A 25290-nucleotide genomic window follows, 5' to 3' on the forward strand; every position below is an offset into this window, starting at 1 on the left:
AATATCTTTCCTGCCAATTCATGCTTGAACTGATCAGCCATATTGTCGAGATTTCTTCGCGCCGAGATCGCACTGAAATCAACTCGGCCACGGTTGATTCCCTGCTTGATCTATTTCACCCGCAACGCGTAACCATCTACCGGTGCTATGCAGCCGGCAAAAAGACGATGGTATTCGCCTGTGCCGGTTACGGGCCGAACGGCCGCTTCCTGCGTAATGCCTATCTGCCGGAACAGTCCTATTGCCGGCCGATTGAGCGCGACCCGCTGCTCAATCGCTGCCGCAAGGAGCTGTCGGCGGTCCTGGACATTCTCAAGGATGGATCGCATCGCATCATTTTTCCGATCAACCGGCTAGATGAACCCATTTACATGATTGACCTGTCGCTTTCCGAAGAGTTTTCGGCCGACCAGCGCGTCGCGCTGATGGGGCTGATCGAATATTTCGGAAATCACATAGCGCTCCTGGATTATGGCGAGGCCGATACCCTGACCGGACTGTCCAGCCGAAAAACTTTCGACAAGCACCTGTTCGAATTGCTTGGCAAAGCAAGCAGCGATAGCCAGCGGGATAGCACTCAGGAAAGCCGGCGAAGTGAAAAAACCGGCGCCACTCACTGGCTGGCTGTTTGCGACATCGACAGGTTCAAACTGGTAAATGACAATTTCGGTCATCTGATCGGCGATGAAGTACTGATCATGCTCGCCCAAGTGATGAATCAATCCTTCCGCTTTGATGACCAGCTGTTCCGTTTCGGTGGCGAGGAATTCATTGCCCTGCTTCAACCGACCGAGGAAAAGTTCGCCCTTGCTGCACTCGAGCGCTTCCGGACCAACGTCGAAAAGCAGCTATTCAGCCGTGTCGGGCATGTCACGGTCAGCATCGGCTTCAGTTCGCTCATGCCCAATGACACGCCAACCGACGCGATCGACCGTGCCGACGAGGCGCTTTATTATGCCAAGCGCCATGGCCGAAACCGTGTCGATTGTTACGAGCGACTTGTAGCTTCTGGCGAAGTTGAGGCCAAGGAGATTGCCAAAGGCGAGGTCGAATTGTTCTGAGCGCATATCCAATGCCTGCTCACCCCCTTTGGAACTTGTTTATATCCAGCCGTCAACGGAGGCTAACCAAGCGCCGATAGCGCCCCTGCCCAACCGGGAAACACTGCCAGCAATCCAACCGGCGACAGGGCACCTGCCAATATTGCGCGACAATCGCAAGTCACTGCCAGACCAAGATCTTGATCGAGCCGCCAGGTTTCAAGCCTGCCAGTCAGTAGCCATCCGTCCTGCCGCCACGACTGTTTTCAGACTGCTCACCAGCCGAGCGCGGCCAGCTTGGACTTTGGCCCTGGCGGATGCTTGATGAAATACTGCCTGATACCGCGCACGATCGCTCCGGCCAGTTTTTCCTGATACGCATCGTCGTTCAGCCGGCTTTCTTCTTCCGGATTGGAAATGAACGCCGTTTCAATCAGCGCAGACGGGATGTCCGGCGCCTTGAGCACGGCAAAACCGGCCTGTTCAACGTTCGCCTTGTGCAGCGTATTGATCGCCCCGAGTTCACCCAGCAGGTACTTGCCCAGCTTCAGGCTATCGTTGATCGTCCCGGTCTGCGACAGATCGAGCAGCGTACGGGCCAGAAATAGATCCTTGCTACCAATATTTACCCCGCCAATCAGGTCGGCCTGATTCTCCTTCTGGGCGAGCAGGCGAGCCTGGGTGCTGGAGGCCCCCTTTTCGGACAGCACGAACACCGATGAACCCTTGGCATCCGGCTTGATCCAGGCATCGGCATGAATCGACAGGAAGAGATCGGACTGGATTCGGCGGGCCTTCTGGACGCGCATCTGTAGCGGCACGAAGAAATCGGAATCACGCGTCAGCACCGCGCGCATGTTTGGCTCGGCATCGATTCGCGCCTTCAGGCGGCGAGCTACTTCCAGCGTGACATTCTTTTCGTAGGTTCCCGCCTTGCCGATGGCACCGGGATCTTCGCCACCGTGGCCGGGGTCGAGCATGATGGTGACCAGGCGATCGACAATCGGCTTGCCGGACTTCTTGCTGGTCTGAACCTCAGGTGCCTCGATCGGTTTTTCCGGAATCTTGGCGGCAACTTCATCGGGCCGCTTTTCAGTGATCTGGAAATCATGCTCATTCTTCAGCGGCTCAACCGCGTCCTTGCGCCCTTCGAGCAGCGCCATCATCGGGTCCGGCGGGTTGACTGGATAGACGTCAAGCACCAGACGACGGCCATACTCGCCTGCCGGCTCCAGCGTGAAGACCTGCGGATTAACTTTGCCCTTCAGCTCCATGACCAAGCGAACGACACCTGGCTTGAAGCGACCGGCGCGTAACAGCTTGATGTTCGGATCGTCAGTCGCCACCTTGCGGGCAAGGCTATCAAGGACACTGTTGAACTCGACCCCTTCGATATCAACGACCAGTCGATCCGGGTTCTCGACAATGAAATGGGTAAATTTAAGCGGTGCGTCGTGTTCGAGGGTGACACGGGTGTAATCGGCAGCCGGCCATATACGCACGGCGAGGACAGACGGCAACTTGGCCGCGGCACCGGCAATCGGCGAAACGGAAAGGATCAGTGAGGCGCCGGCATAACGGAGAAGCTGTCGGCGCCCAAGGTTGGGATGAGCGCGTTTAGACATGCTTGCCCTTTCGGTGTATCTGCCACGGCTTCGAGGAGACGCCCGACACCTGCATGATGAAGGCGCAGCCGCAGGTCTGGCGACGGAACGCAGCCCTGAGCATGTTCCGGCCATTCGACAAGACAGACCGAAGTGTCATTAAAGTATTCATCAAAGCCCGCATCGAGAAACTCCTCGGGTGACTCGAAACGATAAAAATCAAAGTGATATAAGTATAAGCTCGAAATTACGTAAACTTCAACCAGTGAATAAGTAGGACTTTTGACCGGACCACTGTGGCCGAGTGCCCGAATCATGGCGCGCGACAGCGTGGTTTTGCCTGCCCCAAGGTCGCCTTCGAGAAAAATGACCAGCCCCGGGACCAGCAGCGGCGCCAGCGCTTCGCCCAGGCGCATGGTTGCAGCCTCATCGGGCAATTGAAAAACGGCGGTAACATCGGGGCTATGCACGATCAGAACTCCACAGTGGATTACGCGGCACTCAAGGAAAAAATCCGCGAGGCCGGAAAAGAGCTTGGCTTTGCTGCCATCGGTGTGGCCCGGGCTGAACCAGGGCCGGCCGTCGAGAAAATGCAGGAATGGCTGGCGGCAGGGTGCCACGGCGAGATGGATTATATGGCCCGCCACGCCGAATTGCGCGCCCAGCCGCAGCTACTGCATCCGGGCACGATCACCGTGATCAGCGCAGCCATCGACTACCTGCCCCACACGAAAACAGCCGATCATGCCGGGCAGGCAGCGATTTCCCGCTATGCCCAAGGGCGTGACTATCACAAGCTGATTCGTAGCCGCCTGCAGAAACTGGCCGATGCCATCGCCGCGATCACCGGCGCCTTTGGCTATCGCGTCTTTTCCGATTCTGCCCCGGTGATGGAAGTCGAATATGCTCGCCAAGCCGGCCTCGGCTGGCGCGGAAAACACACGTTGCTGCTCTCCAAGCAAGGTTCCTGGCGTTTTCTCGGCGACATCTACACCGACCTGCCCTTGCCGCCCGATACGCCCATCGAAGAGCACTGCGGCACCTGCTCCGCCTGCATCGCAGCCTGCCCGACCGGCGCCATCGTTGCGCCGTACAAGGTCGACGCCCGTCGCTGTATTTCCTACCTGACCATTGAACTGGACGGCCCGATCCCGGAACAATACCGACCTCTGATCGGCAACCGCATCTACGGTTGCGACGACTGCCAACTGTGCTGTCCATGGAACCGCTTCGCGCAGATTGGCGACCCGGAATTTGCGCCACGCCACGGTCTCGACGCCGCGACCTTGATCGAGCTGTTTGCCTGGACCGAGCACCAGTTCAACGATCGCCTGGCCGGCAATCCAATTCGCCGCATCGGGCATGAACGCTGGCTGCGCAACATTGCCGTAGCCCTCGGCAACGGGCCGGCAAATACAGCTGCCGTAGAGGCCCTGGCGCGGCATGCCGACCATCCATCGCAGCTAATTCGAGAACATGTTGCCTGGGCTCTGCACAAACTGGGGACACAGCCAAGACAGGCGCGATGACGATTTAACACTTTGGTCGTATTTACAATTTACCAGCAATAATCAAACATAGGAGACACTCGGAGCTGCCGTTCATGCCATCACTTCGCTACCGCCCCACCCTGCTTGCGCTGATGAGCGCCTGGCTGGGAGTCATTGCATTCGCAACCCACCTCCTGCTCTCGGCCGAAATCGGGCGCTGGGAGCGTAATTTCGATTCGGAAATTCTGCGCCTGAGCAGCGAAGTCAAAAACAAGCTGGACATGAATGAAGCCGTCCTGTCGGGCTTTGCTGCCTTTCTGCAAGCGGTCGAACGCAACGACATGGCCTCGGCCACCCGGTATGCGGCTTCAGCAATGGCCTCCTACCCGCACATCTACATGCTGGAGGTGGCGCGCCAGGTCCCACTCGCCGAGCAAGCTGAATTCCAGTCCACCTTGCGCCGGGAATGGCTGCCCAGTTTTACGCTGAAGGATTTTCCGACAATCACCCAGCGGCCCTCCCAAAAGCTGCGCATGCAGAACTACACCTGGCCAATCCTGTTCATGTACCCACCCTTACCTGAAGCAGAGGAGATTTTTGGTGTGCGACTGGAAACGGTCGACTACCTTGGCCATTCCTTGGCGCTGGCCCACAAAAGTTCACGACCGGTCGCTTCTCCGATTTTCAAGATGTTCGAGGGAGGAAGCGCCTACATATTGCTCAAGGAAGTTGACCGCTCTGAACAAGCGTCCAGCTCGGCCGGGCAAAGCTTGTTCGGGAATACCATGACTGCACTACTGCTTATCAAGACCGAGTCCATGCTCCCCGGCAAAGGCCTCGCGCACGATGTGGCGACGCTTGCTTACCTGGCATCGATGACTTCCGATACCAATCCTGGGAGCACGTTGTTCGCCAGACATGCTGAAGCCACTGGAACATTGGACGAATTCTTCTTGCCACGCTTCAACCGCCAAATACTGATCGATAACGCCTCGCAACCAACGCTCATACAGTTCGAACAACAGTTACGTTGGCGCGATCTACTGACGAGAGAGCTTGTCACCATCTTTGCACTGCTGGCCTGCGCCCTGGTCAGCATTCCCACGCTCACCCTTCGTCACTACAAGGCACTGGAACGCGGCGTCCGTGAACATGAACGATCGGCCTACCTGGCAACGCACGATCTGCTGACCGGGCTACCGAACCGTTTCCTGTTCCTTGATCGCTTTGAGCAGGCCGTCCAGCAACATGTGCGAAACGCCAATTCATTTGCGTTACTCCTAATCGATCTTGATCACTTCAAGGAGATCAACGACAGCTACGGCCACGAGGTCGGCGACGAGGTATTGGTCGAAACCGCAAAACGCATGACGGCCGAGATTCGGGCGTGCGATACGGTGGCCCGCCATGGTGGTGATGAATTCGTGATCCTTCTGGCCAATACGCTTAACGTCGACGATGCACAAACAGTTGGCGAGAAGCTGCTGGCAGCAATTTCGACACCGATGAAGACCAGCGCGGGGCAGTTGCGACTCACCGGCAGCATCGGTGTCGCCATATACCCAGAGCATGGCACGAGCCTCGATGCAATACGTCGAGCCGCCGACCAGGCCATGTATCAAGCGAAGAAAATGGGGCGGAACATGGTGTCAACGCCGGGCGGCGACCCGGCAACACTGTCGTAGCTACCCCACCTCCGGGCCACGAATAGTCGCGGGAGGTGGTGATGGCGGCGCCGGCGGCCTTCAGAAAATTGTGGCAATTGGGGTTGAGGAGGTCGAGCCAAGTGCGTTTTTGTCCACGGTCGCTCCTCTTATTCTTTGGCCGGCAACTGGAAGCGGATTTCGGACTCTAGCGGGCGCCCCGTGGCCCAGTCGGTGACCTCGGGGGCCATGCCTTCCCGGGCGTGACGCGGATAGAGGTAGCTGATGCGATACCAGACCTTGCTGGTAGCGACCTGGACGCCGGCCGGCGTGGTTTCACGCACTTTATCTTCAAGCACCTCGCGGTGGCAGGCCAGGCTCTGGTCGTCGGTAGGGCTGTCGATGGCCGGCTTGAAGTGAATCGGATCGTCGGTGGCGCGCAGGAGGTCGGTGCTCGGGCGACCGACTGGTAGCGCCACGGCGCTTGGCGGGCTTGCTCCTTGCGGACGAACGGTCCAGCCAAGAAAGCCGCCAGCGAGCGTAGTGACGGCCAGCATGGTCAGGATCAGGATGCCAGTCTTAGGGCTTTCCATGATCATTCCTTTTTGTAATCCGTGTCGTACAAGCCACGAATATCGTAGCGACCGAGCGGGTTCTGGCGGTTGAACTGGGTGTACCTGGCCCCCTGGTCTTTCAGGAACCCCACCCCGGTCCGCTGTTCGTGAATACCGCTGAGCACCTGAGCCTTCCAGGCCTCGTTTTGCTCGAAACCGGTGATTACTGGCACACCAGCCGGATTCAGACCGGCAAGAAAGCCGAAGTCAGCCGATGCCGCACTCAGCATGGAAATCGAGAAAAAACCAAAAACAGTTTGCGGAATCTCACGCGACAACCCCAAGCAGAAATGACATCCGCACTACGCTACGCCGAACGTACGTCCTCTTCTTGCCTGAGGTCAAGCCGCCGTTCGTGTAAAAAAGCTTCTGTCAGCATGCAGTCGGCCGCCCCGGATCTGCACACCACTCACTCCACGAACCGGCATACAGACGGGATCCTGGCAGGCCGGCAATTTCCATGGCAACCATGTTCAGACAGGCCGATACGCCAGAACCGCACTGGTGGATGACTTGCTCGGGGGTTGAACCGGCCAGCACGGCTAGCCATTCGGCGCGTAACTGGGCCGCCGGCTTGAAACGACCGTCCGGCAGCAGATTGTCCTTGAAGAAACGATTGACCGCGCCAGGAATATGGCCACCGACCGGATCGATAGTTTCGTTCTCACCGCGAAAACGGTCCGGGCCACGCGCATCAACCAGATGCATCTGTGGCGTTTCGATACGCTCCAGCACGTAATCTGCTTGAACCAGCAGTTCCTGTGACAAAGGAACGAAAACCCGAGGCACCTGGGTCGGCAGCACATCCGTCATCGCCCCGCCCATGGCCTGCCAAGTCTGCAGACCGCCATCAAGCAGAGCCACTGCGTCGTGCCCCAGCCAGCGCAGCAACCACCACAGACGCCCGGCAATCATGCCTTGTGCGTCATCATAGACGACAACCTGCGTCATCGCCCCGATGCCGATTTCGCCCAGCCGTTGCGCCAGTTTTTCCGGATCAGGTAAGGGATGGCGTCCGTTGCAGCCGGTCATCGCCCCGGACAGATCGCGGTCGCAATGCAGGAAGACAGCGCCGGGAATATGGCTCTCGGCATAGACACGTTCGCCGTAGCCGGTATCGGAAAGCTGGTGACGAACGTCGACCACCAGCCAATTAGGGTCGTCGAGATGCGCCTGCAGCGTCGCCACATCAACCAGCGTGGTGTAGCTCATGGCAGATCAGGCCAGCCAGGCCTTGGCTTCATCGGCGTTATCGAAGACTTCGACATCGGCATTGACGAAGGTCTGCGAGATCCAGGCGCTCCACGTCACCCACTGGCTGTCGGTGACGACAGCGACACGCTTGAAGTCGTTGGCGTGAGCCCGCGAGAACTTGACCTCTTCCCAGGCCACGTCCAGTGTCAAGCCAGCCATCTGGGAAAGATCGAAATAGAGGTCAACCGGACCTTCGAACTTGACCTTGAAATTGACGACCTCTTCGAATTCCTTGTAGTCGGCCAGCGTAAATTCGCCGAAAACAGACACGTTAACGCGGCTGGCTTGGTGGTCGATGACGATCATGGTTTGGCTCCTGATGTTGTTGGTTGCTATTTGTTAGTCGCTAGTAGCTGGAATGCCCTCCCTGACGGGCTAAGCGCTAACGACCAATAACTAACAGCTAGTCTAATCCTGCTCGACCGGACTGGCACGCGAAAAGTGCGTGGCTGCGATGCCAGACAGGATAATCAGGCCGATCGCCGCCCAGGCCGAGGCATCCAGCACCTCCCCCCAGATCAGCATGCCGAACAGGCTGGAAAAGATCACCGTGCTGTAGGCCAGCGCTGCCGACATCAGCGTCTTGCCGCGCGTGTAGGCCCTTGTCATGGCCAACTGGGCTACCGTGGCAAAACAGGCGACACCGAGCAGGAGCAATCCGCTCCGCTGATCGACCGCGTGCATCTGACTGAAGAGCAGCCACAGTCCGGCCCCCACCGACGACACCAGCGAAAAGTAGAATACCGTGCGCATTTCCGGTTCGCCACGTGCCCCAAGCTCACGCACGCTGAAATAGGCCATGCCAGCCAGCACGCCGGAACCAAGGCCGATCAGGCCGCCTAGCAGTTGGTCCGCATGGAAGGTTGGCTTCAGCAGCATGACCACACCAACCAAGCCAAGCAATAGCGCCCCGAGTATCCCCTTGCGTAGTTGCATGCCAGCAAAGCCGAGATAGAGGGCCAGAAAGATCGCCGAGGTGTAGTTCAGCGTCACCGCAGTCGCCAGCGGCAACAAGGTAATGGCGTAAAAATAGGCGAACAGGGCCGAGAAACCGACCGCGCCACGCGTTACCTGCCAACGCCAATGAGGGGTTTTCAACGAGACGCCGCGCAGGCGCACCAGCCCGAACATCAGAAGCAGCGAAATGAAGCTGCGATAGAAGGTAATTTCGACCGCCGAATGCGTCTCGGCAGCCAGCTTGACGCAAACGCCCATGCAGGCGAACAGGAAGCTGGCGGCGATCATCCACAAAGACTGCATCAGGGGGAACTCAAAAAGACAAAGGGCGCCGGATTTTACCCCGACGCCCTCTTGCAGTGCGGTAAAGGCTCAGCGCGCCTCGATATCCTTCTGCATGATCCGCCGGTAAAACTCGTGGAAATGCTGCATGCCATCTTCCATCGGGCTCTGGTAAGGGCCGACCTCGTTGCGCCCTTCGGCCAGTAGCGCCATCCGACCGCGATCCATACGCTCACCGATATCGTCATCCTCAACGGCGGTTTCCATGTAGGCAGCGCGTTCGGCCTCGATGAATTCGCGTTCGAAATCGACGATTTCCTCGGGGTAGTAGAACTCGACGACATTGATCGTCTTGTGCGGCCCCTGCGGAATCAGCGTCGACACGACCAGCACGTGCGGATACCACTCAACCATGATGTTCGGGTAGTAGGTCAACCAGATCGCCCCTTGCGGCGGTTTCTCGCCCCGGTCGCCGTAATACTCCCGAACCACCTTCTGCCAGCGGTCATAGGCGGCGGACCCCGACTTCATCAGCGAAGTGATGCCAACCTTTTGCACCGAATACCAGTCGCCAAACTGCCAGGCCAGATCGTCGCAGGTAACGAAGTTTCCCAGGCCCGGGTGGTAGGGCACGACGTGGTAGTCCTCGAGATAGACCTCGATGAAGGTCTTCCAATTGTAGTTGCACTCGTGCATCTCGACGTGGTCGAGCTTGTAGCCGGTGAAATCGAGGTCGCGGGCAACACTCATGCCGCCGAGATCAACATTGGCCGAACGCGGGCCCTTAAAGAGCAGGCCGTTCCAGTTCTCCAGCTTCGCCTTGTTCAGGTTCAGGCAAGGGTTCTGCGGAAAATGCGGCGCGCCAATCAGGTCGCCGCCATGATCGTATGTCCAGCGGTGGATCGGGCAGACAATCGGCCCGTTCAGCTTGCCGGCGCCCTGCAGCATGATCGCCTGACGGTGACGGCAGACATTGGACATCTGCCAGACCCCGGCGTTCTTGCCCTCACTGCCGCCGTTGAGCAGCATCTGGCCGTGGTCCTTCCACTCCAGCGAACGGTAGTCACCCGCTTCCGGCACCATCAACTGGTGCCCAACATAGCCCGGACCGGCATCGAAGATGAGCTTTTTCTCCAGCTCATACACCGATTCATCGAAGTACCAGTCCACCGGCAGTTGGGAAACTGCTGGGGCCAAACGGGACAAATTCGCCACGTCGGACATTCCACGCCTCCAGCGGGTTAAAAAGCAGGATTTTACCCCGCCGCGCATTTGACCTGAAGCCCCTTGATAGAGTATTTTCGCCTGTTTCCCCGAACGCCCCTGACATGGACCAAACGCCCATCGCCGACATGAAATTCGAGACGGCGCTCGCCGAACTCGAGGACATCGTCGCCAGCATGGAAGGCGGCAAGCTTGAACTCGAAGCTTCCATCGCCGCCTACAAGCGCGGCATGGAGCTGATGAAGCACTGCCAGAACCAGCTCGCCGATGCCGAAGCGCAGATTCGCGTGCTCGAAAACGGCCAGTTCAAGGATGTCGACCGCAGCACTCTGGAGGCCCAGTGAGCATCAAGCCCTTCGCCGAATGGATGGCGGTCACCCAGGACCGCGCAGAATCCGCGCTCGGCCGCTTTTTGCCCGGCCCCGACTGCATTCCCGCCCGCCTGCACGAAGCCATGCGCTACGCCACCCTCGGCGGCGGCAAGCGCGTCCGTCCGCTGCTCGCCCACGCCGCCGGCGAATTGACCGGTGCGACGCCGGAGGCCCTCGACATCGTCGGCTGCGCCGTCGAAATGATCCACGCCTATTCGCTGGTCCATGACGACCTGCCGTGCATGGACGATGACGTGCTGCGCCGCGGCCGTCCGACCTGCCACGTCGAATTCGACGAACCGACCGCGCTGCTCGTCGGTGACAGCCTGCAGACCATGGCCTTCGAACTGCTCGCCAGCCAGCCGCTTGGCGAACCGAAGCAACAACTCGAAATAATCGCCCTGCTCGCCCACGCCAGCGGTTCGCGCGGCATGGCCGGCGGCCAGGCCATCGACCTCGCCTCGGTCGGCAAACCGCTGACCCAGCCCGAACTCGAACTGATGCACGCGCTGAAAACCGGCGCCCTGATCCGCGCCGCCGTGTTGCTTGGCGCCCTGGCTGGCCAGCCCCTTTCGGCCGACGAACGAACCAGCCTCGACCGTTTCGCCAAGCGCGCCGGCCTGCTCTTTCAGGTGGTCGATGACATCCTCGACTGCACCGCCAGCACCGCTACGCTGGGCAAGACTGCCGGCAAGGACGAGGCGGCCGACAAACCGACCTACGTCGCCCTGCTCGGCCTTGACGCGGCCCGCACCTACGCCGACGAACTGCGCGCCGACGCCCGCGACGCCCTGAGCATCTTCGGCGAGCGTGCCAGCCGCCTCAATCAGTTGGCCGACTTCATCTGCCACCGGCAATTCTGATGACCGCCTCACGCCTGCTCGAAACCATCAACAGCCCGGCCGACCTGCGCCGACTGGACCGCAAGCAGTTGCCACAACTGGCAAGCGAACTGCGCGCCTTCCTGATCGACTCGGTCTCGAAGACCGGCGGCCACCTGTCGTCCAACCTTGGCACGGTCGAACTGACCATCGCCTTGCACGCCGTCTTCAACACACCGGAAGACCGCCTGGTCTGGGACGTCGGCCACCAGTGTTACGCCCACAAGGTGCTGACCGGCCGCCGCGAAGGCATGAGCACGCTGCGCATGCACGGCGGCGTTTCCGGCTTTCCAAAGCGCGCCGAAAGCCCCTACGACACCTTCGGCGTTGGCCACTCGTCGACCTCGATCTCCGCCGCGCTGGGCATGGCGCTGGCCGCCAAGCACAAGGGCGAAGACCGAAAGGCTATCGCCATCATCGGCGATGGTGCGATGTCCGCCGGCATGGCCTTCGAGGCCATGAACAATGCCGGCGTTGCCGACGCCGACATGCTGGTCATCCTGAACGACAACGAGATGTCCATCTCGCCGCCGGTCGGCGCACTGAACAATATCCTGACCCGCCTGACTTCCAGCAAGACCTACAACGTCGCCCGCGAAGCCGGTCGTCACATGCTAGGCTTCGCCCCGCCACTGCTCGAGCTGGCCCGCCGCGCCGAAGAGCACGTCAAGGGCATGATCGCGCCGGGGACACTGTTCGAGGAATTCGGCTTCCATTACTACGGCCCGATCGACGGCCACGACCTCGACGCCCTGATCCCGACGCTGGAAAACCTCAAGAAGCTCAAGGGCCCGAAGTTCCTGCACGTCATTACCAAGAAGGGCCAGGGCTACAAGCTGGCCGAGAACGACCCGATTCTTTATCACGGCGTCGGCAAGTTTGCCGCCTGCGATGGCATCCAGTCGGCCAAGGGCCCGGCCAAACTGACCTACACGCAAGTTTTCGGCGACTGGCTGTGCGACATGGCCAAGGCCGATTCCCGCCTCGTCGGCATCACCCCGGCCATGCGCGAAGGCTCGGGCATGGTGCGCTTCTCGGCTGAGCATGCCGACCGCTACTTCGATGTTGGCATCGCCGAACAGCACGCCGTTACGTTCGCCGCCGGTCTGGCCTGCGAAGGTCTGAAGCCGGTCGTCGCCATCTATTCGACCTTCCTGCAGCGCGGCTACGACCAGCTGGTTCACGACGTAGCCCTGCAAAACCTGCCGGTCATCTTCGCCGTTGACCGTGGCGGCCTGGTTGGCGCCGATGGACCGACACACCACGGCACCTTCGATCTGTCCTTCGTGACCTGCATTCCGAACATGACAGTCATGGCCCCGGCTGACGAAGCGGAATGCCGCAAGATGCTGTCGACTGCCATGACCATCGATGGCCCGAGCATGGTCCGCTATCCGCGTGGGAGCGGCACCGGCACCATCCCGGAAGCAAAGCTCGATACCCTGCCGGTCGGCAAGGGCGATATCCGCCGCCGCGGCAAGGATATCGCCCTGCTCGCCTTCGGTAGCCTTGTCGCCGCCGCCGTTGCTGCTGGTGAAGAACTCGATGCCACCGTCGCCAACATGCGCTTCATCAAACCGCTCGATGCAGACCTGATTGTTGAACTGGCCGGGAACCATTCCCTGCTGGTCAGTATCGAAGAGAATGCCGTAATCGGTGGCGCCGGCTCGGAAATCGAGCGGGTGCTGGCGGAACGCGGGCTTCAGGTGCCGGTATTGCGCCTCGGCTTGCCGGACCGCTTCATCGACCACGGCGAACAAGGCCAGTTGCTGGCCGAACTTGGCCTCGACAAGGAAGGCATCGTGCGCGCCGTGCGTGCCCGAACCAACCCACAATAATTCATCAAAGAACAGCTCATGAGCACCCCGACCTCCAACATTCCCGACGTTCAGAACTCCGCCGACACGCGCCACATCGCCATCAACAAGGTCGGTATCAAATCCATCCGTCACCCGATCAAGGTTCAAGACAAATCGGCCGGCATCCAGCACACCATCGCCATGTTCAACATGTACGTTGGTCTGCCGCACAACTTCAAGGGCACCCACATGTCCCGTTTCGTGGAGATCCTGAATAGCCACGAACGTGAGATTTCAGTCGAAAACTTCCCGACCATGCTGCGCGATATGGTCGTCAAACTCGAGGCCGAAACCGGCCATATCGAGATGAACTTCCCGTACTTCATCAACAAGACGGCACCGGTTTCCGGCGTGCAGAGCCTGATGGATTACGACGTCACCTTCATCGGCGACATCTGCCATGGCGAAATCGCCACCTCGGTCAAGGTCGTCGTGCCGGTGACCAGCCTGTGCCCCTGCTCCAAGAAGATCTCCGAGTACGGCGCCCACAACCAGCGCTCCCACGTCACCGTCACAGCCAAGACGAACGATTTCATGTGGATCGAGGAAATCGTCCAACTCGTCGAACAGGAAGCCTCCTGCGAGCTTTTTGGCCTGCTCAAGCGCCCTGACGAAAAATACGTCACCGAACGCGCCTACGACAACCCCAAGTTTGTCGAAGACATGGTTCGTGATGTGGCAGCCCGCCTCAACGCAGAAGCACGTGTCGATGCCTACGTTGTTGAATCAGAAAACTTCGAATCGATTCACAATCACTCAGCCTATGCCCTGATCGAAAACGATAAGAAGAATCCTTTAGCTCACGCCTAATTTCAGGCAAAAACCGAACAAAGAAAAAGGGCGCCAAGGCGCCCTTTTTTCAATCCGGAGAAATCGCTTAAGCAGCGACGACCGGCTTTTCCTTGCGAACCAGCTTTTCCTTGATACGAGCCGACTTGCCAGAACGCTCGCGCAGGTAGTACAGCTTGGCGCGGCGGACATCACCACGACGCTTCACTTCGATGGAAGCGACCAGCGGGGAGTAGGTCTGGAAAGTACGCTCGACGCCTTCGCCGGAAGAAATCTTGCGAACGGTAAAGCCGGAGTTCAGACCGCGGTTACGCTTGGCGATAACAACGCCTTCGTAAGCCTGCAGACGCTCGCGGTTACCTTCCTTGACCTTCACTTGCACGACAACGGTGTCGCCCGGTGCGAATTCAGGAATGGTCTTGCCCAGACGGGCAATTTCTTCTTGTTCCAACTGTTCAATCAGGTTCATGTGAGATCCTTAAATTTTATAAACACTTACTCACCGCATTGCTCCTCTCCGGAAATTTCCGTGAGGAGTTGCGTTTCCTCCGCGCTCAACACGCGGTGCGCCAGCAAATCCGGCCGGCGCTTCCGGGTTCGGGCCAGCGACTGTTTCAGCCGCCAGCGACGAATTCTTTTGTGATCGCCGGACATCAAGGTCTCCGGCACCGACACGCCCTCATAGACCTCCGGGCGAGTGTAGTGCGGACAATCAAGCAAACCACCGACAAACGAATCTTCCACCGCCGAAGCGGCATCTCCAAGCACCCCCGGTAACTGGCGGACAACGGCATCAATCAACACCATCGCCGGCAACTCGCCACCGGAAAGCACAAAATCCCCGATCGAAATTTCCTCATCGACACAGCGCTCGATCAAACGCTCGTCAATTCCTTCATAACGACCACAAAGAAGGATTAGCCCCTCATCGCCCGTCGCCAGCTGCATCACCCGTTCATGGGTAAGCGGCGCCCCCTGCGGCGAGAGGTAAATAACCCGGCTCTTCGCCAGCCCTGCCTCACGCTGCTGCGACTTGGCCGCGGCAATCGCCTTCTCCAGCGGCCCCGGTTGCATAACCATGCCCGGCCCGCCGCCAAAGGGGCGATCATCGACCCGCCGCCAGGCATTCTCGGCGAAATCCCGAGGATTCCAACCCTGCCACTGCCAGCGCTGCTCTTCCAGCGCCCGACGGGTAATGCCACTTTCCGTTACCGCCGCAAACATCTCCGGAAAGAGGGTAATGCAGTCAAACCGGATCACCAGTCGCTGCCCCACTCCACTCGAATCTGTCCCGCTTCCTTCTCTACGGCCAGCACCACGGCCGAAACAAACGGCAAAAGGCGCTCGACCTTGTCATCACCCATGACGCGCAAAACAGAATTGGCTCCGGTTTCGATCAACCCGACAACCTTGCCGATCCGCTCATCAGCGGTATTGATGACATCCAGACCTATCAGATCAGTCCAGTAAAACTCGTTTTTTTCAGTCGTGGGCAGCGCTTCGCGCGGCGCCCCGACCAAAACACCCTTCATGGACTCAGCGGCAGTACGATCAGCGACGCCATCCAACAGCACCACCACACCGTTGCCGTGGGCTTTCAGGCTTTTCAGCCTGCATTCGCGCCACGGCTCGCCTTCTCTGGCAATCCACCAGACGGGCATTTCTGCCCACGCCAGCGGATCATCCCCAAAGGGGTACAACCAAAGCCAGCCCTGAATCCCGTAGGGGTCGGCCAGCCGACCCAGTACGACGATATCGTTGCCGGTCAAAACAAAAACTTAGGCAGCTTGCTGGGCGGCGTGTTGCTTGACCAGACGAGCGACGGTCGGCGACAACTGGGCGCCGTTGCTCTGCCAGTAGGCCAGACGATCAACGGAAACGCGCAGTGCTTCTGCATTGCCGGAAGCTACCGGGTTGTAGAAGCCGATACGCTCGACGAAACGGCCGTCACGACGATTGCGGGAATCGGTAACAACCATGTTGTAGAACGGACGCTTCTTGGCGCCACCACGGGCAAGACGGATAACAACCATGGGAATACTTTCGTTAGCTGGAAAAAAGACCGCAGATTATAGCGCTTTATCAAGGAAAAACAAGCCACTTAGGACTTGGAAATAGCACCGGATCAAAGAACAACGCTCAGCAAAGGCGCCGCATCGATGGCGAAAACGTAAATTTTTGTTATGCTCCCAAAACTATGAATAGCCTTCCGGAACACCTCTTGCCAACGAGCTCCGAAGCCAACGTCAAGAGCATTCTTGAATGGTTGGCGCTGGCACACGGGCGCTCTGGCGCGGAAGATGCAGATCAGTTGCACCGCCAGCTTCTGTTGCTGCGCGAAGCTGCCGCCCCCAGCACCCAACGCCTCAAGATACTTGACTTGCTATTCAGCCAGGCTGAGCGGATTGCCAAGGCGGAAGCCCCTGGGCTACATGAAGTCAGCTTGCCGATTTCCCGAAAACTGCGGCAGAAGGTCAGGATTCTTCTCGATTTGCTGGAAACGCTGACGCAAGATTATTTCAACACACTGGCCGAGCTGTTCGACCCGGAAGGGCTTAGCACATCACGCACACCACACACCTCACTGCGCCGTGCGATGTACGCCATTGCCTGGCAAGTCCGCATCACACAGCTGATTGCAGCACCAACCCCCATCGGGCTCTGGCAACAACTGCACGCCGCATTTCGCACTGCGCGCCGACTTGGCCTGGAAGACTTCCCCGGCCCGAACGGCGGCCCAAGCATACGGCGCATCTACACTTCCATCCTGCTCGCTGCCATCGCCCAGCCAGCCTCATTCTCTTCGGCCGAACTCGAATTCATTGGCGAGTACATCGCCAACTGCACACCGGAAGTGGAGTTACTTGAAAATCCGCCACTCGACAGCCATGGCGTCTTCTGGATTGATGCAGACAAGGACTTTCCGGCCCATGCGCTTATTCGCCGCATTCCCGGCCCTGACGCACAAGTCCTCTACTTCTCGTCGGACGCCGTTGCCGAGCAAGCGCTCAAGCACCATGCAGAACTCAGCCAGGGCATCCCTGCCGATTTCTTGAGATTACCGGCCTTTGCCGATACGCATACCGGCCCCGGTGTGCTGTTGCGCCTGAGCCAACTATGGGGCCACCCGAGCAAACGGAGATTCCCCCGACGACGACAATCCTATCGCGCCAATCTGTGCACCGGCCTCGATAATCTTTGGCGCCTGATTAGATCCCCCGAGGCAGGCACAGAACTGAGCGAGTGGATGGTCACCAACGAAAGCCCGGACGGTTACGCACTGATGCACATGTCCGGCCACACGGCAGATATCAGAGTCGGCGACATTGTTGCGCTGCAGGCCACAGAAGAACATTCAGGCACGCCGACCGCATGGCACATCTGCATTATCCGCTGGGCCATTTCTGAAAACCCGGAACACATCGAACTCGGCCTGCAGATGCTGGCACCCAAGGCTATTGCAGTGGAAATCGCATCCCCTTACGAGTTGGAATCAAGCAAGGTGGCGGCACTGATTCTTCCCCCAACGCCGCCGCTAAGACCGACCCGGTCGCTGGTCGTACCGACGGGGCTAATTAATGAAAATACCCGAAAAATCATCGTCCTGCTCGAAGACGAAAACCTGAAAATCCAAGAACTTCAAGCAACAGGTCTCAACGAACAAACCAGCAGCATCGAAATTTTCAGCCTTTCCCCGGACGGTTCACGCTAGCCGCAAGCAAGCCACCAAAAAGCACCACCGCCCAAGAGAGATGCAGCCAGACCAGAAATACGGGAAAGGCAGCGAAAGCACCGTAGATGCTTTTCAGCATGGCCGAACTGACCAGAAACAACTCGAAAACTTTCTGCATGGCCGCAAACGCCAGCGCAGCAAAAACGCCACCGACCAGCGCCGCCCGCCTTGAAACCTCGGCATTTGGTACCGCGTAATACAAAAACGAAAAAAACAAGCCAAGCAGCACGGTCGCAAGCACCTTGAGGGCGATACGACGAAACCACATCGGTTCATCAAAGAGCCCAAGCGAGGACGTGATGGCAAATGACATTACCCCTGCCACCGCGCCCAGCACAAATGGCCATACCGCCATAACGAAGGCATAGAGCCGCAAACGCGCCAGGATGGGGCGCGGACTTACCCGCCACAAATGGTTGAAAGCCCGCTCGATGGTATTCATCAGCAGAAAGGCCGTCACACTGAGCCCCCCAAGGCCAACCAGGGTCAGATTCTGGGCCTTCTGCGAAAACTTGCCGATATTGCCGACAATCGCTCCCGCGGCCCCGACTGGCAACAACGCCTCGCGCACCATCAAGTCAAGGCGAGCCACGACCAGATCGAGATAGGGGACGGCATGAGCCACCGACAGGACGACTGTGACCAGTGGCACCAACGCCATCAATGTCGTAAAAGCCAGCGCCGCACTGGTCTGCATCATGTTCTCGCCATAGAAGCGATGAAAGACACCACCTGCACCTGGAGGCTTGCGGGGATTACGGCGATTTCGGGAGCGCATTTGCATGGGGCCGTATAATAGTCGACCATGCAAGACATTCTCATTCTCTACTACAGCCATCGCGGCTCGGTTCGAGCACTGGCCGAACGGATTGCGCTCGGCATCGAGTCGGTTCCCGACATCCAGGCCCGACTGCGAACCGTCCCCCGTATTTCGACGACCTGCGAGACCGTCGAACCAACCGTTCCCGATGCCGGCGCGCCTTATGTGGAACTGTCAGATCTTGAAGAATGTGCTGGTCTTGCTCTCGGCAGCCCGGTTCGCTTCGGCAACATGGCCGCCCCGATGAAATACTTCTGGGATGGCACCATTGCCGCCTGGCAAAATGGCACGCTGTCCGGCAAGCCGGCCTGCGTCTTCACCTCCAGCGGCAGCCAGCACGGCGGCAACGAGGTAACTCTGCTCTCAATGACGCTACCGCTACTGCATCACGGCATGCTGATCATGGGACTTCCCTTCACCGAGCCCGAGCTATCCTCCACCCACACCGGTGGCACGCCCTACGGCGCCAGCCATGTCGCCGGCCCGCATGGCAGCCCGACACTCTCCGACGCCGAGAGCAAGCTGGCCTTTACCCAGGGACAACGCCTTGCTCTTTTGGTCAAAAAACTGAGTCAACCTTGACACCTACCCGTTACCAGATCACCGCCAGCGCCAGCCTCATCGCGCTGATTTTCCTTTGCCTGGCCTGGGAGGGCTGGCTGGCGCCACTCAAGCCTGGTGGCTCGTGGATGACGCTGAAGGCGGCATTCCTGCTCTTCCCGCTGTTCGGCATCCTGCGTGGCAAGCGTTACACCTACAAATGGCTGTCACTGTTCATTCAGTTCTATCTGATGGAAGGCCTCCTGCGTGCCACCAGCGACAGCGGGCTTTCCCAGAAGCTGGCGACCGGTGAAACACTGCTGGCTGCCATCCTGTTTATCTCAACCATTCTTTACGTCAGGGCAACACGCGCCCCCAAAGAAGAAAAAGCTGCCCAGTCAAACTGAAGCGGCTTCTCTGCGAACCTGCGGGAATCAGACGCCGCCTTGCGCCTTGACCTTATCGAGCGTCGAATGCAGCTTGTTCAGCGCATTCAGATAGGAACGCGCTGAAGCGATCACGATATCCGTATCCGCACCATTGCCATTGACGATACGGTCGCCCTTGGAAAGACGGGTTGTCACCTCGCCCTGCGCATCGGTCCCGGTCGTAATCGCATTGACTGAATAAAGCAGCAATTCGGCACCACTACCAGCAATGCTCTCGATGGCCTTGAAGGTCGCATCGACCGGACCACCGCCATCGGCTTCGGCCTTGTGCTCGACTCCGCCGATATTAAGAATCACTGAAGCCCGCGGCATCTCGCCGGTCTCTGAACAGACGCGGGAATAAACCAGCTTGTAGTACTCCTGATCCGGCGTCACCAGATCGTCGGATACCAAGGCATGCAGGTCTTCGTCGAAGATTTCATGCTTCTTGTCGGCCAATTCCTTGAAACGGGCAAAAGCAGCATTCAACGCCTCGTCGCTTTCCAGCTCAATACCCAACTCCTGCAGGCGATTCTTGAAGGCATTGCGACCGGAATGCTTGCCAAGCACCAGCTTGTTCTGCGTCCAGCCCACATCCTGCGCCCGCATGATCTCATAGGTTTCGCGATGCTTCAGCACGCCATCCTGATGGATGCCCGACTCGTGGGCAAAAGCATTAGCGCCGACCACGGCCTTGTTCGGCTGCACGGGATAACCTGTAATCTGCGACACCAGCTTTGAAGCCGGCACGATCTGGGTCGTATCGATACGCGTCTCGACCGGAAAGACATCGGCCCGGGTACGCACCGCCATGACGATTTCTTCCAGCGCCGCATTGCCGGCCCGCTCGCCAAGGCCGTTGATCGTGCATTCAACCTGGCGCGCCCCGCAAAGGACCGCCGCCAGCGAGTTGGAGACAGCCAGCCCGAGGTCGTTGTGACAGTGGACTGACCAGACCACCTTGTCGGAATTAGGCACCCGTTCGATCAACTGGCGCATGGTTTCCGCATACTGCGATGGAATGTTGTAGCCAACCGTATCCGGCACATTGATGGTCGTTGCTCCGGCCTTGATGACCTCCTCGAAAATGCGACAGAGAAAATCCAGATCAGAACGCCCGGCATCCTCGGCCGAAAATTCAATATCGTCCGTATATTCGCGCGCCCAGCCAATCGCTTTAACCGCCTGCTCGACCACTTGATCGGGCGTCATCCGCAACTTCTTCTCCATGTGAATGGGAGAAGTGGCGATAAAAGTATGAATACGACCCGATTGCGCTGGTTTGATTGCCTCACCAGCCCGGCGAATATCGTTCTCGTTGGCCCGTGCCAGCGAGCAGACCGTCGAATCCTTGATGGTCTGTGCAATGGAGTGAATGGCGTCAAAATCGCCTGGCGAAGCTGCCGCAAAACCTGCTTCGATGACATCAACCCGCATTTTCTCAAGCTGGCGGGCAACGCGGATTTTTTCTTCTTTGGTCATTGATGCGCCGGGGCTTTGCTCGCCGTCGCGCAGGGTAGTATCGAAAATAACCAGGTGCTGTTTCATATGCTGCTCCGAGAAATCACTGTGCCTTACGCTTCAACAGGCCGAGAGCGGCCAGCACGTAACCGGACAAACCATAAAAGACAAAGAACCCAAACAGGGCAATTTCAGGGCTGTAGGCCACCAGCGCAAAGCCAAGCGCAATGGCGGCAATCACGAAGAAGGGCACGCTCTTCTTGAGATTGACGTCCTTGAAACTGTAATAGCGGATATTGGAGACCATGGTAATTCCGGCAAAGATGGTCAGCACACAGGCCAGCCAGCGCACATCACTGCCCGGGACACCAGAAACAATCATCACCCAGACCAGACCAGCGACCAGCGCCGCCGCTGCAGGCGAGGGCAAGCCCTGGAAGAAACGCTTGTCCATCACTTCCAGCGTTGTATTGAAACGCGCCAGGCGCAATGCCGCACCGGCGCAATAGATGAACGCAGCGATCCAGCCAATCCGGCCGAGATCGCGCAATGCCCACTCGTACATGACCAATGCCGGCGCCGCGCCGAAGCTGACCATGTCCGAAAGCGAGTCATACTCGGCACCAAAAGCCGATTGTGTATGCGTCAATCGGGCCACACGGCCATCCAGGCCATCGAGGACCATCGCGATAAAGATCGCCATCGCCGCCCGCTCGAAATCCCCCTGCATCGCCTGCACAATGGCGAAGAAGCCGGCGAACAGCGCTGCCGTGGTGAACAGGTTGGGCAGCACATAAATGCCACGCCGCTTTAGCTCTGGATTGAACAGGGTCTTACGGGGCTTGAGTTCTGTCATGGGTCACAATTGAATGGGCAACCGGAAAAGGATACACCGGACACCGCGAAAAGCCACAAACAACAAGGGCGGTGCAGTCTCCCGCACCGCCCGAAGCGAAGATAGCGTCAGCCATTGAAGCAGACGCTATCGAGCCGCGACCAAATTAGTTCTTGGTCTGGTCGACCAGCTTGTTCTTGCGAATCCACGGCATCATGTCGCGCAGCTGACCACCAACGGTCTCGATCGGATGCACGGCATTCAGGCGACGACGGGCCGTCATCGAAGGATAGTTGGTCTTGCCTTCCTGAATGAACATCTTGGCGTATTCACCGGTCTGGATGCGCTTCAGTGCATTGCGCATAGCGACACGGGACTGCTCGTTGATGACCTCGGTGCCGGTCACGTACTCGCCATACTCCGCATTGTTGGAGATGGAGTAGTTCATGTTGGCGATGCCGCCTTCGTACATCAGGTCGACGATCAGCTTCAGTTCGTGCAGGCACTCGAAGTAGGCCATTTCCGGAGCGTAACCCGCTTCGGTCAGGGTTTCGAAGCCCATCTTGACTAGTTCGACAGCGCCGCCGCACAGAACAGCCTGCTCACCGAACAGGTCGGTTTCAGTTTCTTCGCGGAAGTTGGTTTCAATGACGCCCCCCTTGGTGCCGCCGTTGGCAGCAGCGTAAGACAGAGCGATGTCCTTGGCCTTCTTGGTCACATCCTGGTAGACGGCGATCAGGGACGGCACGCCGCCACCCTTAAGGTACTCGGAACGCACGGTATGACCAGGACCCTTCGGGGCGACCATGATCACGTCCACGTCGGCACGCGGCACGACCTGGTTGTAATGCACGTTGAAACCGTGGGCGAACGCCAGTGCAGCGCCCTTCTTCAGGTTCGGCGCAACTTCTTCGTTGTAAACCTGCGGAATGTTCTCGTCCGGCAACAGGATCATGACCACGTCGGCACCCTTGACGGCCTTGGCGATTTCTTCGACCTTCAAGCCAGCGGCTTCAGCCTTCTTCCAGGAAGCGCCATCCTTGCGCAGGCCAACCGTGACCTTGACGCCGGAATCCTTCAGGTTCTGGGCGTGGGCGTGGCCCTGCGAGCCGTAACCAACGATGGTGACCTTCTTGCCCTTGATGAGGGAGAGATCGGCGTCCTTGTCGTAATAAACTTTCATGAAATCCTCTTTATAGACAGATAGTTAGACTTTAAGAATACGATCGCCACGGCCGATGCCACAGACACCGGTACGGACGGTTTCGAGAATCAGGCCGGCATCGAGCGCGGCAATGAAGGAGTCGAGCTTGGAGCTTGCACCAGTCAACTCGATGACATAGGTCGATTCCGTGACGTCGATGATGCGACCACGGAAAATATCGGCCATGCGCTTCATCTCTTCGCGGTCCTTGCCGGTGGCGCGAACCTTGATCAGCATCAGTTCGCGCTCGACATGAGCAGCCTCGGAGAGATCAACCACCTTGACCACATCAACCAGCTTGTTGAGCTGCTTGGTGATCTGTTCGAGGACCTCGTCGGAACCCCTGGTCAGGATGGTCATCCGTGACAACGAGGGATCTTCCGTCGGTGCCACGGTGAGCGTATCAATGTTGTAACCACGGGCAGAGAACAGTCCTGCCACTCGGGACAATGCGCCCGATTCGTTTTCAATCAGGATGGAAATGATGTGTCGCATATTCTTTTCCTCCCCCGCTTACAGATCTTCAGCGAGGATCATTTCGGTCAGGCCCTTGCCTGCCGCGACCATCGGGAACACATTGGCGCCCGGGTCGATGATGAAGTCCATGAAGACCAGATCGTTCTTGTGTTCGGTGAAGGCCTTGCGCAGTGCTGGTTCGACGTCTTCCGGCTTTTCAATGCGCATGCCGACGTGGCCATAGGCTTCAGCCAACTTGACGAAATCTGGCAGCGAAGTGACGTAGGACTGTGAATAGCGCTTGGAGTAGAACATCTCCTGCCACTGACGGACCATGCCGAGCATGCCGTTGTTCAGATTGATGATCTTGACCGGCAGTTCGTACTGCTTGCAGGTCGACATCTCCTGAATACACATCTGGATCGAGCCTTCGCCGGTCACGCAAGCCACCTGCGCCCCCGGATTGGCCAGCAGAACCCCCATGCCGTAAGGCAGGCCAACACCCATGGTGCCCAGACCGCCGGAATTGATCCAGCGACGCGGCTTATCGAACTTGTAGTACTGCGCAGCAAACATCTGGTGCTGGCCGACGTCGGAAGTAATGAAGGCATCGCCCCCAGTCACTTCGTACAGTTTCTCAACGACGTACTGCGGCATGATGTGCTCGCCCTGCTTGTAACGCAGAGAATCACGACCACGCCACTCGTCGATCTGTTTCCACCAGTCGGCGACTTCCGGATCGGTCTTGAATCCGCCGTCGAGCAACTTCAGGATTTCATCCAGCACATCGGTCACATTGCCAACAATAGGGACATCAACCTTGACCCGCTTGGAAATCGACGACGGGTCGATATCGATATGAATAACCCGACGCTTCTCGCTGCCGAAGTGATCGGGGTTACCAATAACGCGATCATCGAAACGTGCACCAATCGCCAGGATCACATCGGCGTAGTGCATCGCATTATTGGCTTCAAACGTGCCATGCATACCGAGCATGCCGACAAACTGACGATCGGTGGCCGGGTAGCCGCCCAAACCCATCAGCGTGTTGGTCACCGGGAAGTTCAGCTTGCGCGCCAGCTGGGTCAGCTTTTCTGCGGCATCCGAAAGAATCACGCCACCACCCGTATAAATGATCGGGCGCTTGGCTTCCTGCAGAATCTGGACGGCTTTCTTGATCTGACCCAAATGCCCCTTGACCACGGGGTTGTAGGAGCGCATCTGGACCGTTTTCGGATAGTCGAACTCACACATCTGAGCCGTGATGTCCTTCGGAACATCAACAACGACCGGACCGGGGCGGCCTGTGGCAGCGATATGGAAGGCTTTCTTGATCGTCAAGGCCAAATCCTTGACGTCCTTGACCAGGAAATTGTGTTTGACACAGGGACGGGTAATACCGACGGTATCGCACTCCTGGAAAGCATCTTGCCCGATATACTGGGTCGGCACCTGACCGCAGATGACCACCATCGGGATTGAGTCCATGTAAGCAGTGGCAATGCCCGTCACCGTGTTGGTCACACCAGGACCCGAGGTCACCAGCGCGACGCCGACCCTCTGCGAGGAACGCGAAAAAGCGTCTGCTGCGTGGACAGCAGCCTGCTCGTGGCGAACGAGAATGTGCTTGACCTGATCCTGCTTGAAAAGGGCATCATAAATGTGCAAAACGGAACCCCCAGGGTAACCGAACACATATTCGACCTTTTCTTCTTGCAGGCACCTGATTACAATTTCTGCACCGCTGATCATCATTCTTGAGCCCAAAAAAGCTGTTGCCTAAAAGGGCGTAACCTTAATCG

Annotated in this window: 28 protein-coding genes; 10 read left to right on the plus strand and 18 right to left on the minus strand. The window is 58.3% G+C overall.

The genetic code is table 11. From position 1 onward, the window contains the following. Nucleotides 1–20 precede the first annotated feature (20 nt). Nucleotides 21–1061 (plus strand): GGDEF domain-containing protein, encoded by a 1041-nt coding sequence (locus DARO_RS15610; RefSeq protein ID WP_011288776.1) that lies wholly within the window; start codon nt 21–23, stop codon nt 1059–1061. Nucleotides 1062–1315: 254 nt separating this feature from the next. On the opposite strand, the gene DARO_RS15615 is transcribed toward DARO_RS15610, so the two are convergent. Both DARO_RS15615 and tsaE read right to left on the minus strand, forming a co-directional pair. Beyond that, on the minus strand, nt 1316–2665 hold the full coding sequence (locus DARO_RS15615) for an N-acetylmuramoyl-L-alanine amidase (RefSeq protein ID WP_011288777.1): 1350 nt from the start codon (nt 2663–2665) through the stop codon (nt 1316–1318). Further along, nucleotides 2599–3060 (minus strand): tRNA (adenosine(37)-N6)-threonylcarbamoyltransferase complex ATPase subunit type 1 TsaE, encoded by a 462-nt coding sequence (gene tsaE / locus DARO_RS22450; RefSeq protein WP_011288778.1) that lies wholly within the window; start codon nt 3058–3060, stop codon nt 2599–2601. The genes DARO_RS15615 and tsaE overlap by 67 nt, the downstream gene beginning before the upstream one ends. A gap of 48 nt (nt 3061–3108) precedes the next feature. Here tsaE and queG point away from each other — a divergent pair, with 48 nt between their 5' ends. Beyond that, nucleotides 3109–4173: a tRNA epoxyqueuosine(34) reductase QueG gene (queG, locus tag DARO_RS15620; protein ID WP_011288779.1), complete on the plus strand. Its 1065-nt coding sequence runs from the start codon at nt 3109–3111 to the stop codon at nt 4171–4173. A gap of 74 nt (nt 4174–4247) precedes the next feature. Next, on the plus strand, nt 4248–5819 hold the full coding sequence (locus DARO_RS15625) for a sensor domain-containing diguanylate cyclase (RefSeq protein WP_011288780.1): 1572 nt from the start codon (nt 4248–4250) through the stop codon (nt 5817–5819). 128 nt (nt 5820–5947) lie between these two features. Here DARO_RS15625 and DARO_RS15630 read toward each other — a convergent pair whose 3' ends face one another. From DARO_RS15630 to DARO_RS15655, 6 genes are all read right to left on the minus strand, one after another. After that, nucleotides 5948–6370 carry a hypothetical protein gene (locus tag DARO_RS15630; protein ID WP_011288781.1) on the minus strand — a complete coding sequence of 141 codons (423 nt, stop codon included), beginning with the start codon at nt 6368–6370 and terminating at the stop codon, nt 5948–5950. Nucleotides 6371–6372: 2 nt separating this feature from the next. Continuing rightward, nucleotides 6373–6621: a hypothetical protein gene (locus DARO_RS15635; RefSeq protein ID WP_011288782.1), complete on the minus strand. Its 249-nt coding sequence runs from the start codon at nt 6619–6621 to the stop codon at nt 6373–6375. A 142-nt stretch (nt 6622–6763) separates the two neighbouring features. Then, nucleotides 6764–7603 carry a sulfurtransferase gene (locus DARO_RS15640; RefSeq protein WP_011288783.1) on the minus strand — a complete coding sequence of 280 codons (840 nt, stop codon included), beginning with the start codon at nt 7601–7603 and terminating at the stop codon, nt 6764–6766. A gap of 6 nt (nt 7604–7609) precedes the next feature. Then, complete coding sequence (locus DARO_RS15645; RefSeq protein ID WP_011288784.1) at nt 7610–7951, minus strand: SpoIIAA family protein; 342 nt, start codon at nt 7949–7951, stop codon at nt 7610–7612. Nucleotides 7952–8053: 102 nt separating this feature from the next. Continuing rightward, nucleotides 8054–8905, minus strand: a complete 852-nt coding sequence (locus DARO_RS15650; protein WP_011288785.1) for a DMT family transporter — start codon at nt 8903–8905, stop codon at nt 8054–8056. 69 nt (nt 8906–8974) lie between these two features. Next, entirely contained in the window at nt 8975–10108 is a 1134-nt protein-coding gene (locus DARO_RS15655; protein WP_041224450.1) for an aromatic ring-hydroxylating oxygenase subunit alpha, read from the minus strand. A 104-nt stretch (nt 10109–10212) separates the two neighbouring features. On the opposite strand from DARO_RS15655, the gene DARO_RS15660 reads away from it, so the two are divergent. The 4 genes from DARO_RS15660 to folE2 are packed head-to-tail and all read left to right on the plus strand — an operon-like array spanning nt 10213 to nt 14029. Further along, on the plus strand, nt 10213–10452 hold the full coding sequence (locus tag DARO_RS15660; RefSeq protein ID WP_011288787.1) for an exodeoxyribonuclease VII small subunit: 240 nt from the start codon (nt 10213–10215) through the stop codon (nt 10450–10452). Then, nucleotides 10449–11342 (plus strand): farnesyl diphosphate synthase, encoded by an 894-nt coding sequence (locus tag DARO_RS15665; protein WP_011288788.1) that lies wholly within the window; start codon nt 10449–10451, stop codon nt 11340–11342. The genes DARO_RS15660 and DARO_RS15665 overlap by 4 nt, the downstream gene beginning before the upstream one ends. Then, nucleotides 11342–13198: a 1-deoxy-D-xylulose-5-phosphate synthase gene (gene dxs, locus DARO_RS15670; protein ID WP_011288789.1), complete on the plus strand. Its 1857-nt coding sequence runs from the start codon at nt 11342–11344 to the stop codon at nt 13196–13198. The genes DARO_RS15665 and dxs overlap by 1 nt, the downstream gene beginning before the upstream one ends. An 18-nt stretch (nt 13199–13216) precedes the next feature. Then, complete coding sequence (folE2, locus tag DARO_RS15675) at nt 13217–14029, plus strand: GTP cyclohydrolase FolE2 (RefSeq protein WP_011288790.1); 813 nt, start codon at nt 13217–13219, stop codon at nt 14027–14029. A 67-nt stretch (nt 14030–14096) separates the two neighbouring features. On the opposite strand, the gene rplS is transcribed toward folE2, so the two are convergent. From rplS to rpsP, 4 genes are read right to left on the minus strand one after another with little or no spacing between them, the layout of a single operon-like run. Next, nucleotides 14097–14477, minus strand: coding sequence for a 50S ribosomal protein L19 (gene rplS / locus DARO_RS15680; RefSeq protein ID WP_011288791.1), 381 nt, complete (start codon nt 14475–14477; stop codon nt 14097–14099). Between the two features lie 26 nt (nt 14478–14503). Further along, on the minus strand, nt 14504–15268 hold the full coding sequence (gene trmD, locus DARO_RS15685) for a tRNA (guanosine(37)-N1)-methyltransferase TrmD (RefSeq protein ID WP_011288792.1): 765 nt from the start codon (nt 15266–15268) through the stop codon (nt 14504–14506). Next, a complete protein-coding gene (rimM, locus tag DARO_RS15690; RefSeq protein WP_011288793.1) occupies nt 15265–15777 on the minus strand; it encodes a ribosome maturation factor RimM in 513 nt (170 codons plus the stop codon). Before rimM ends, trmD begins: the two co-directional genes overlap by 4 nt. 9 nt (nt 15778–15786) lie before the next feature. Further along, on the minus strand, nt 15787–16041 hold the full coding sequence (gene rpsP, locus DARO_RS15695) for a 30S ribosomal protein S16 (protein WP_011288794.1): 255 nt from the start codon (nt 16039–16041) through the stop codon (nt 15787–15789). A gap of 164 nt (nt 16042–16205) precedes the next feature. Here rpsP and DARO_RS15700 point away from each other — a divergent pair, with 164 nt between their 5' ends. After that, a complete protein-coding gene (locus DARO_RS15700) occupies nt 16206–17720 on the plus strand; it encodes a cyclic-di-GMP receptor FimW-related protein (RefSeq protein WP_011288795.1) in 1515 nt (504 codons plus the stop codon). Here the strand turns inward: DARO_RS15700 and DARO_RS15705 are convergent. Continuing rightward, nucleotides 17692–18525: a YihY family inner membrane protein gene (locus tag DARO_RS15705; RefSeq protein WP_198134055.1), complete on the minus strand. Its 834-nt coding sequence runs from the start codon at nt 18523–18525 to the stop codon at nt 17692–17694. The genes DARO_RS15700 and DARO_RS15705 overlap by 29 nt on opposite strands. A 21-nt stretch (nt 18526–18546) precedes the next feature. Between DARO_RS15705 and wrbA the strand changes: the two genes are divergently transcribed. Together wrbA and DARO_RS15715 are read left to right on the plus strand one after the other, a co-directional pair. Then, entirely contained in the window at nt 18547–19143 is a 597-nt protein-coding gene (gene wrbA / locus DARO_RS15710) for an NAD(P)H:quinone oxidoreductase (protein WP_011288797.1), read from the plus strand. After that, nucleotides 19140–19508, plus strand: a complete 369-nt coding sequence (locus tag DARO_RS15715; protein ID WP_011288798.1) for a DUF2069 domain-containing protein — start codon at nt 19140–19142, stop codon at nt 19506–19508. The genes wrbA and DARO_RS15715 overlap by 4 nt, the downstream gene beginning before the upstream one ends. Before the next feature lie 27 nt (nt 19509–19535). Here the strand turns inward: DARO_RS15715 and DARO_RS15720 are convergent, their stop codons facing one another. The 5 genes from DARO_RS15720 to ilvB all read right to left on the minus strand — a co-directional run bounded on the left by DARO_RS15720 (nt 19536) and on the right by ilvB (nt 25243). Further along, complete coding sequence (locus DARO_RS15720; RefSeq protein ID WP_011288799.1) at nt 19536–21077, minus strand: 2-isopropylmalate synthase; 1542 nt, start codon at nt 21075–21077, stop codon at nt 19536–19538. A 16-nt stretch (nt 21078–21093) separates the two neighbouring features. Continuing rightward, nucleotides 21094–21846 carry a CDP-diacylglycerol--serine O-phosphatidyltransferase gene (gene pssA / locus DARO_RS15725; protein ID WP_011288800.1) on the minus strand — a complete coding sequence of 251 codons (753 nt, stop codon included), beginning with the start codon at nt 21844–21846 and terminating at the stop codon, nt 21094–21096. 145 nt (nt 21847–21991) lie between these two features. After that, nucleotides 21992–23008: a ketol-acid reductoisomerase gene (gene ilvC, locus DARO_RS15730; protein WP_011288801.1), complete on the minus strand. Its 1017-nt coding sequence runs from the start codon at nt 23006–23008 to the stop codon at nt 21992–21994. Nucleotides 23009–23032: 24 nt separating this feature from the next. Continuing rightward, nucleotides 23033–23524, minus strand: a complete 492-nt coding sequence (ilvN, locus tag DARO_RS15735) for an acetolactate synthase small subunit (protein WP_011288802.1) — start codon at nt 23522–23524, stop codon at nt 23033–23035. An 18-nt stretch (nt 23525–23542) separates the two neighbouring features. Further along, nucleotides 23543–25243, minus strand: a complete 1701-nt coding sequence (gene ilvB / locus DARO_RS15740; RefSeq protein WP_011288803.1) for a biosynthetic-type acetolactate synthase large subunit — start codon at nt 25241–25243, stop codon at nt 23543–23545. Nucleotides 25244–25290: the final 47 nt, after the last annotated feature.

The organism is Dechloromonas aromatica RCB (genome assembly GCF_000012425.1).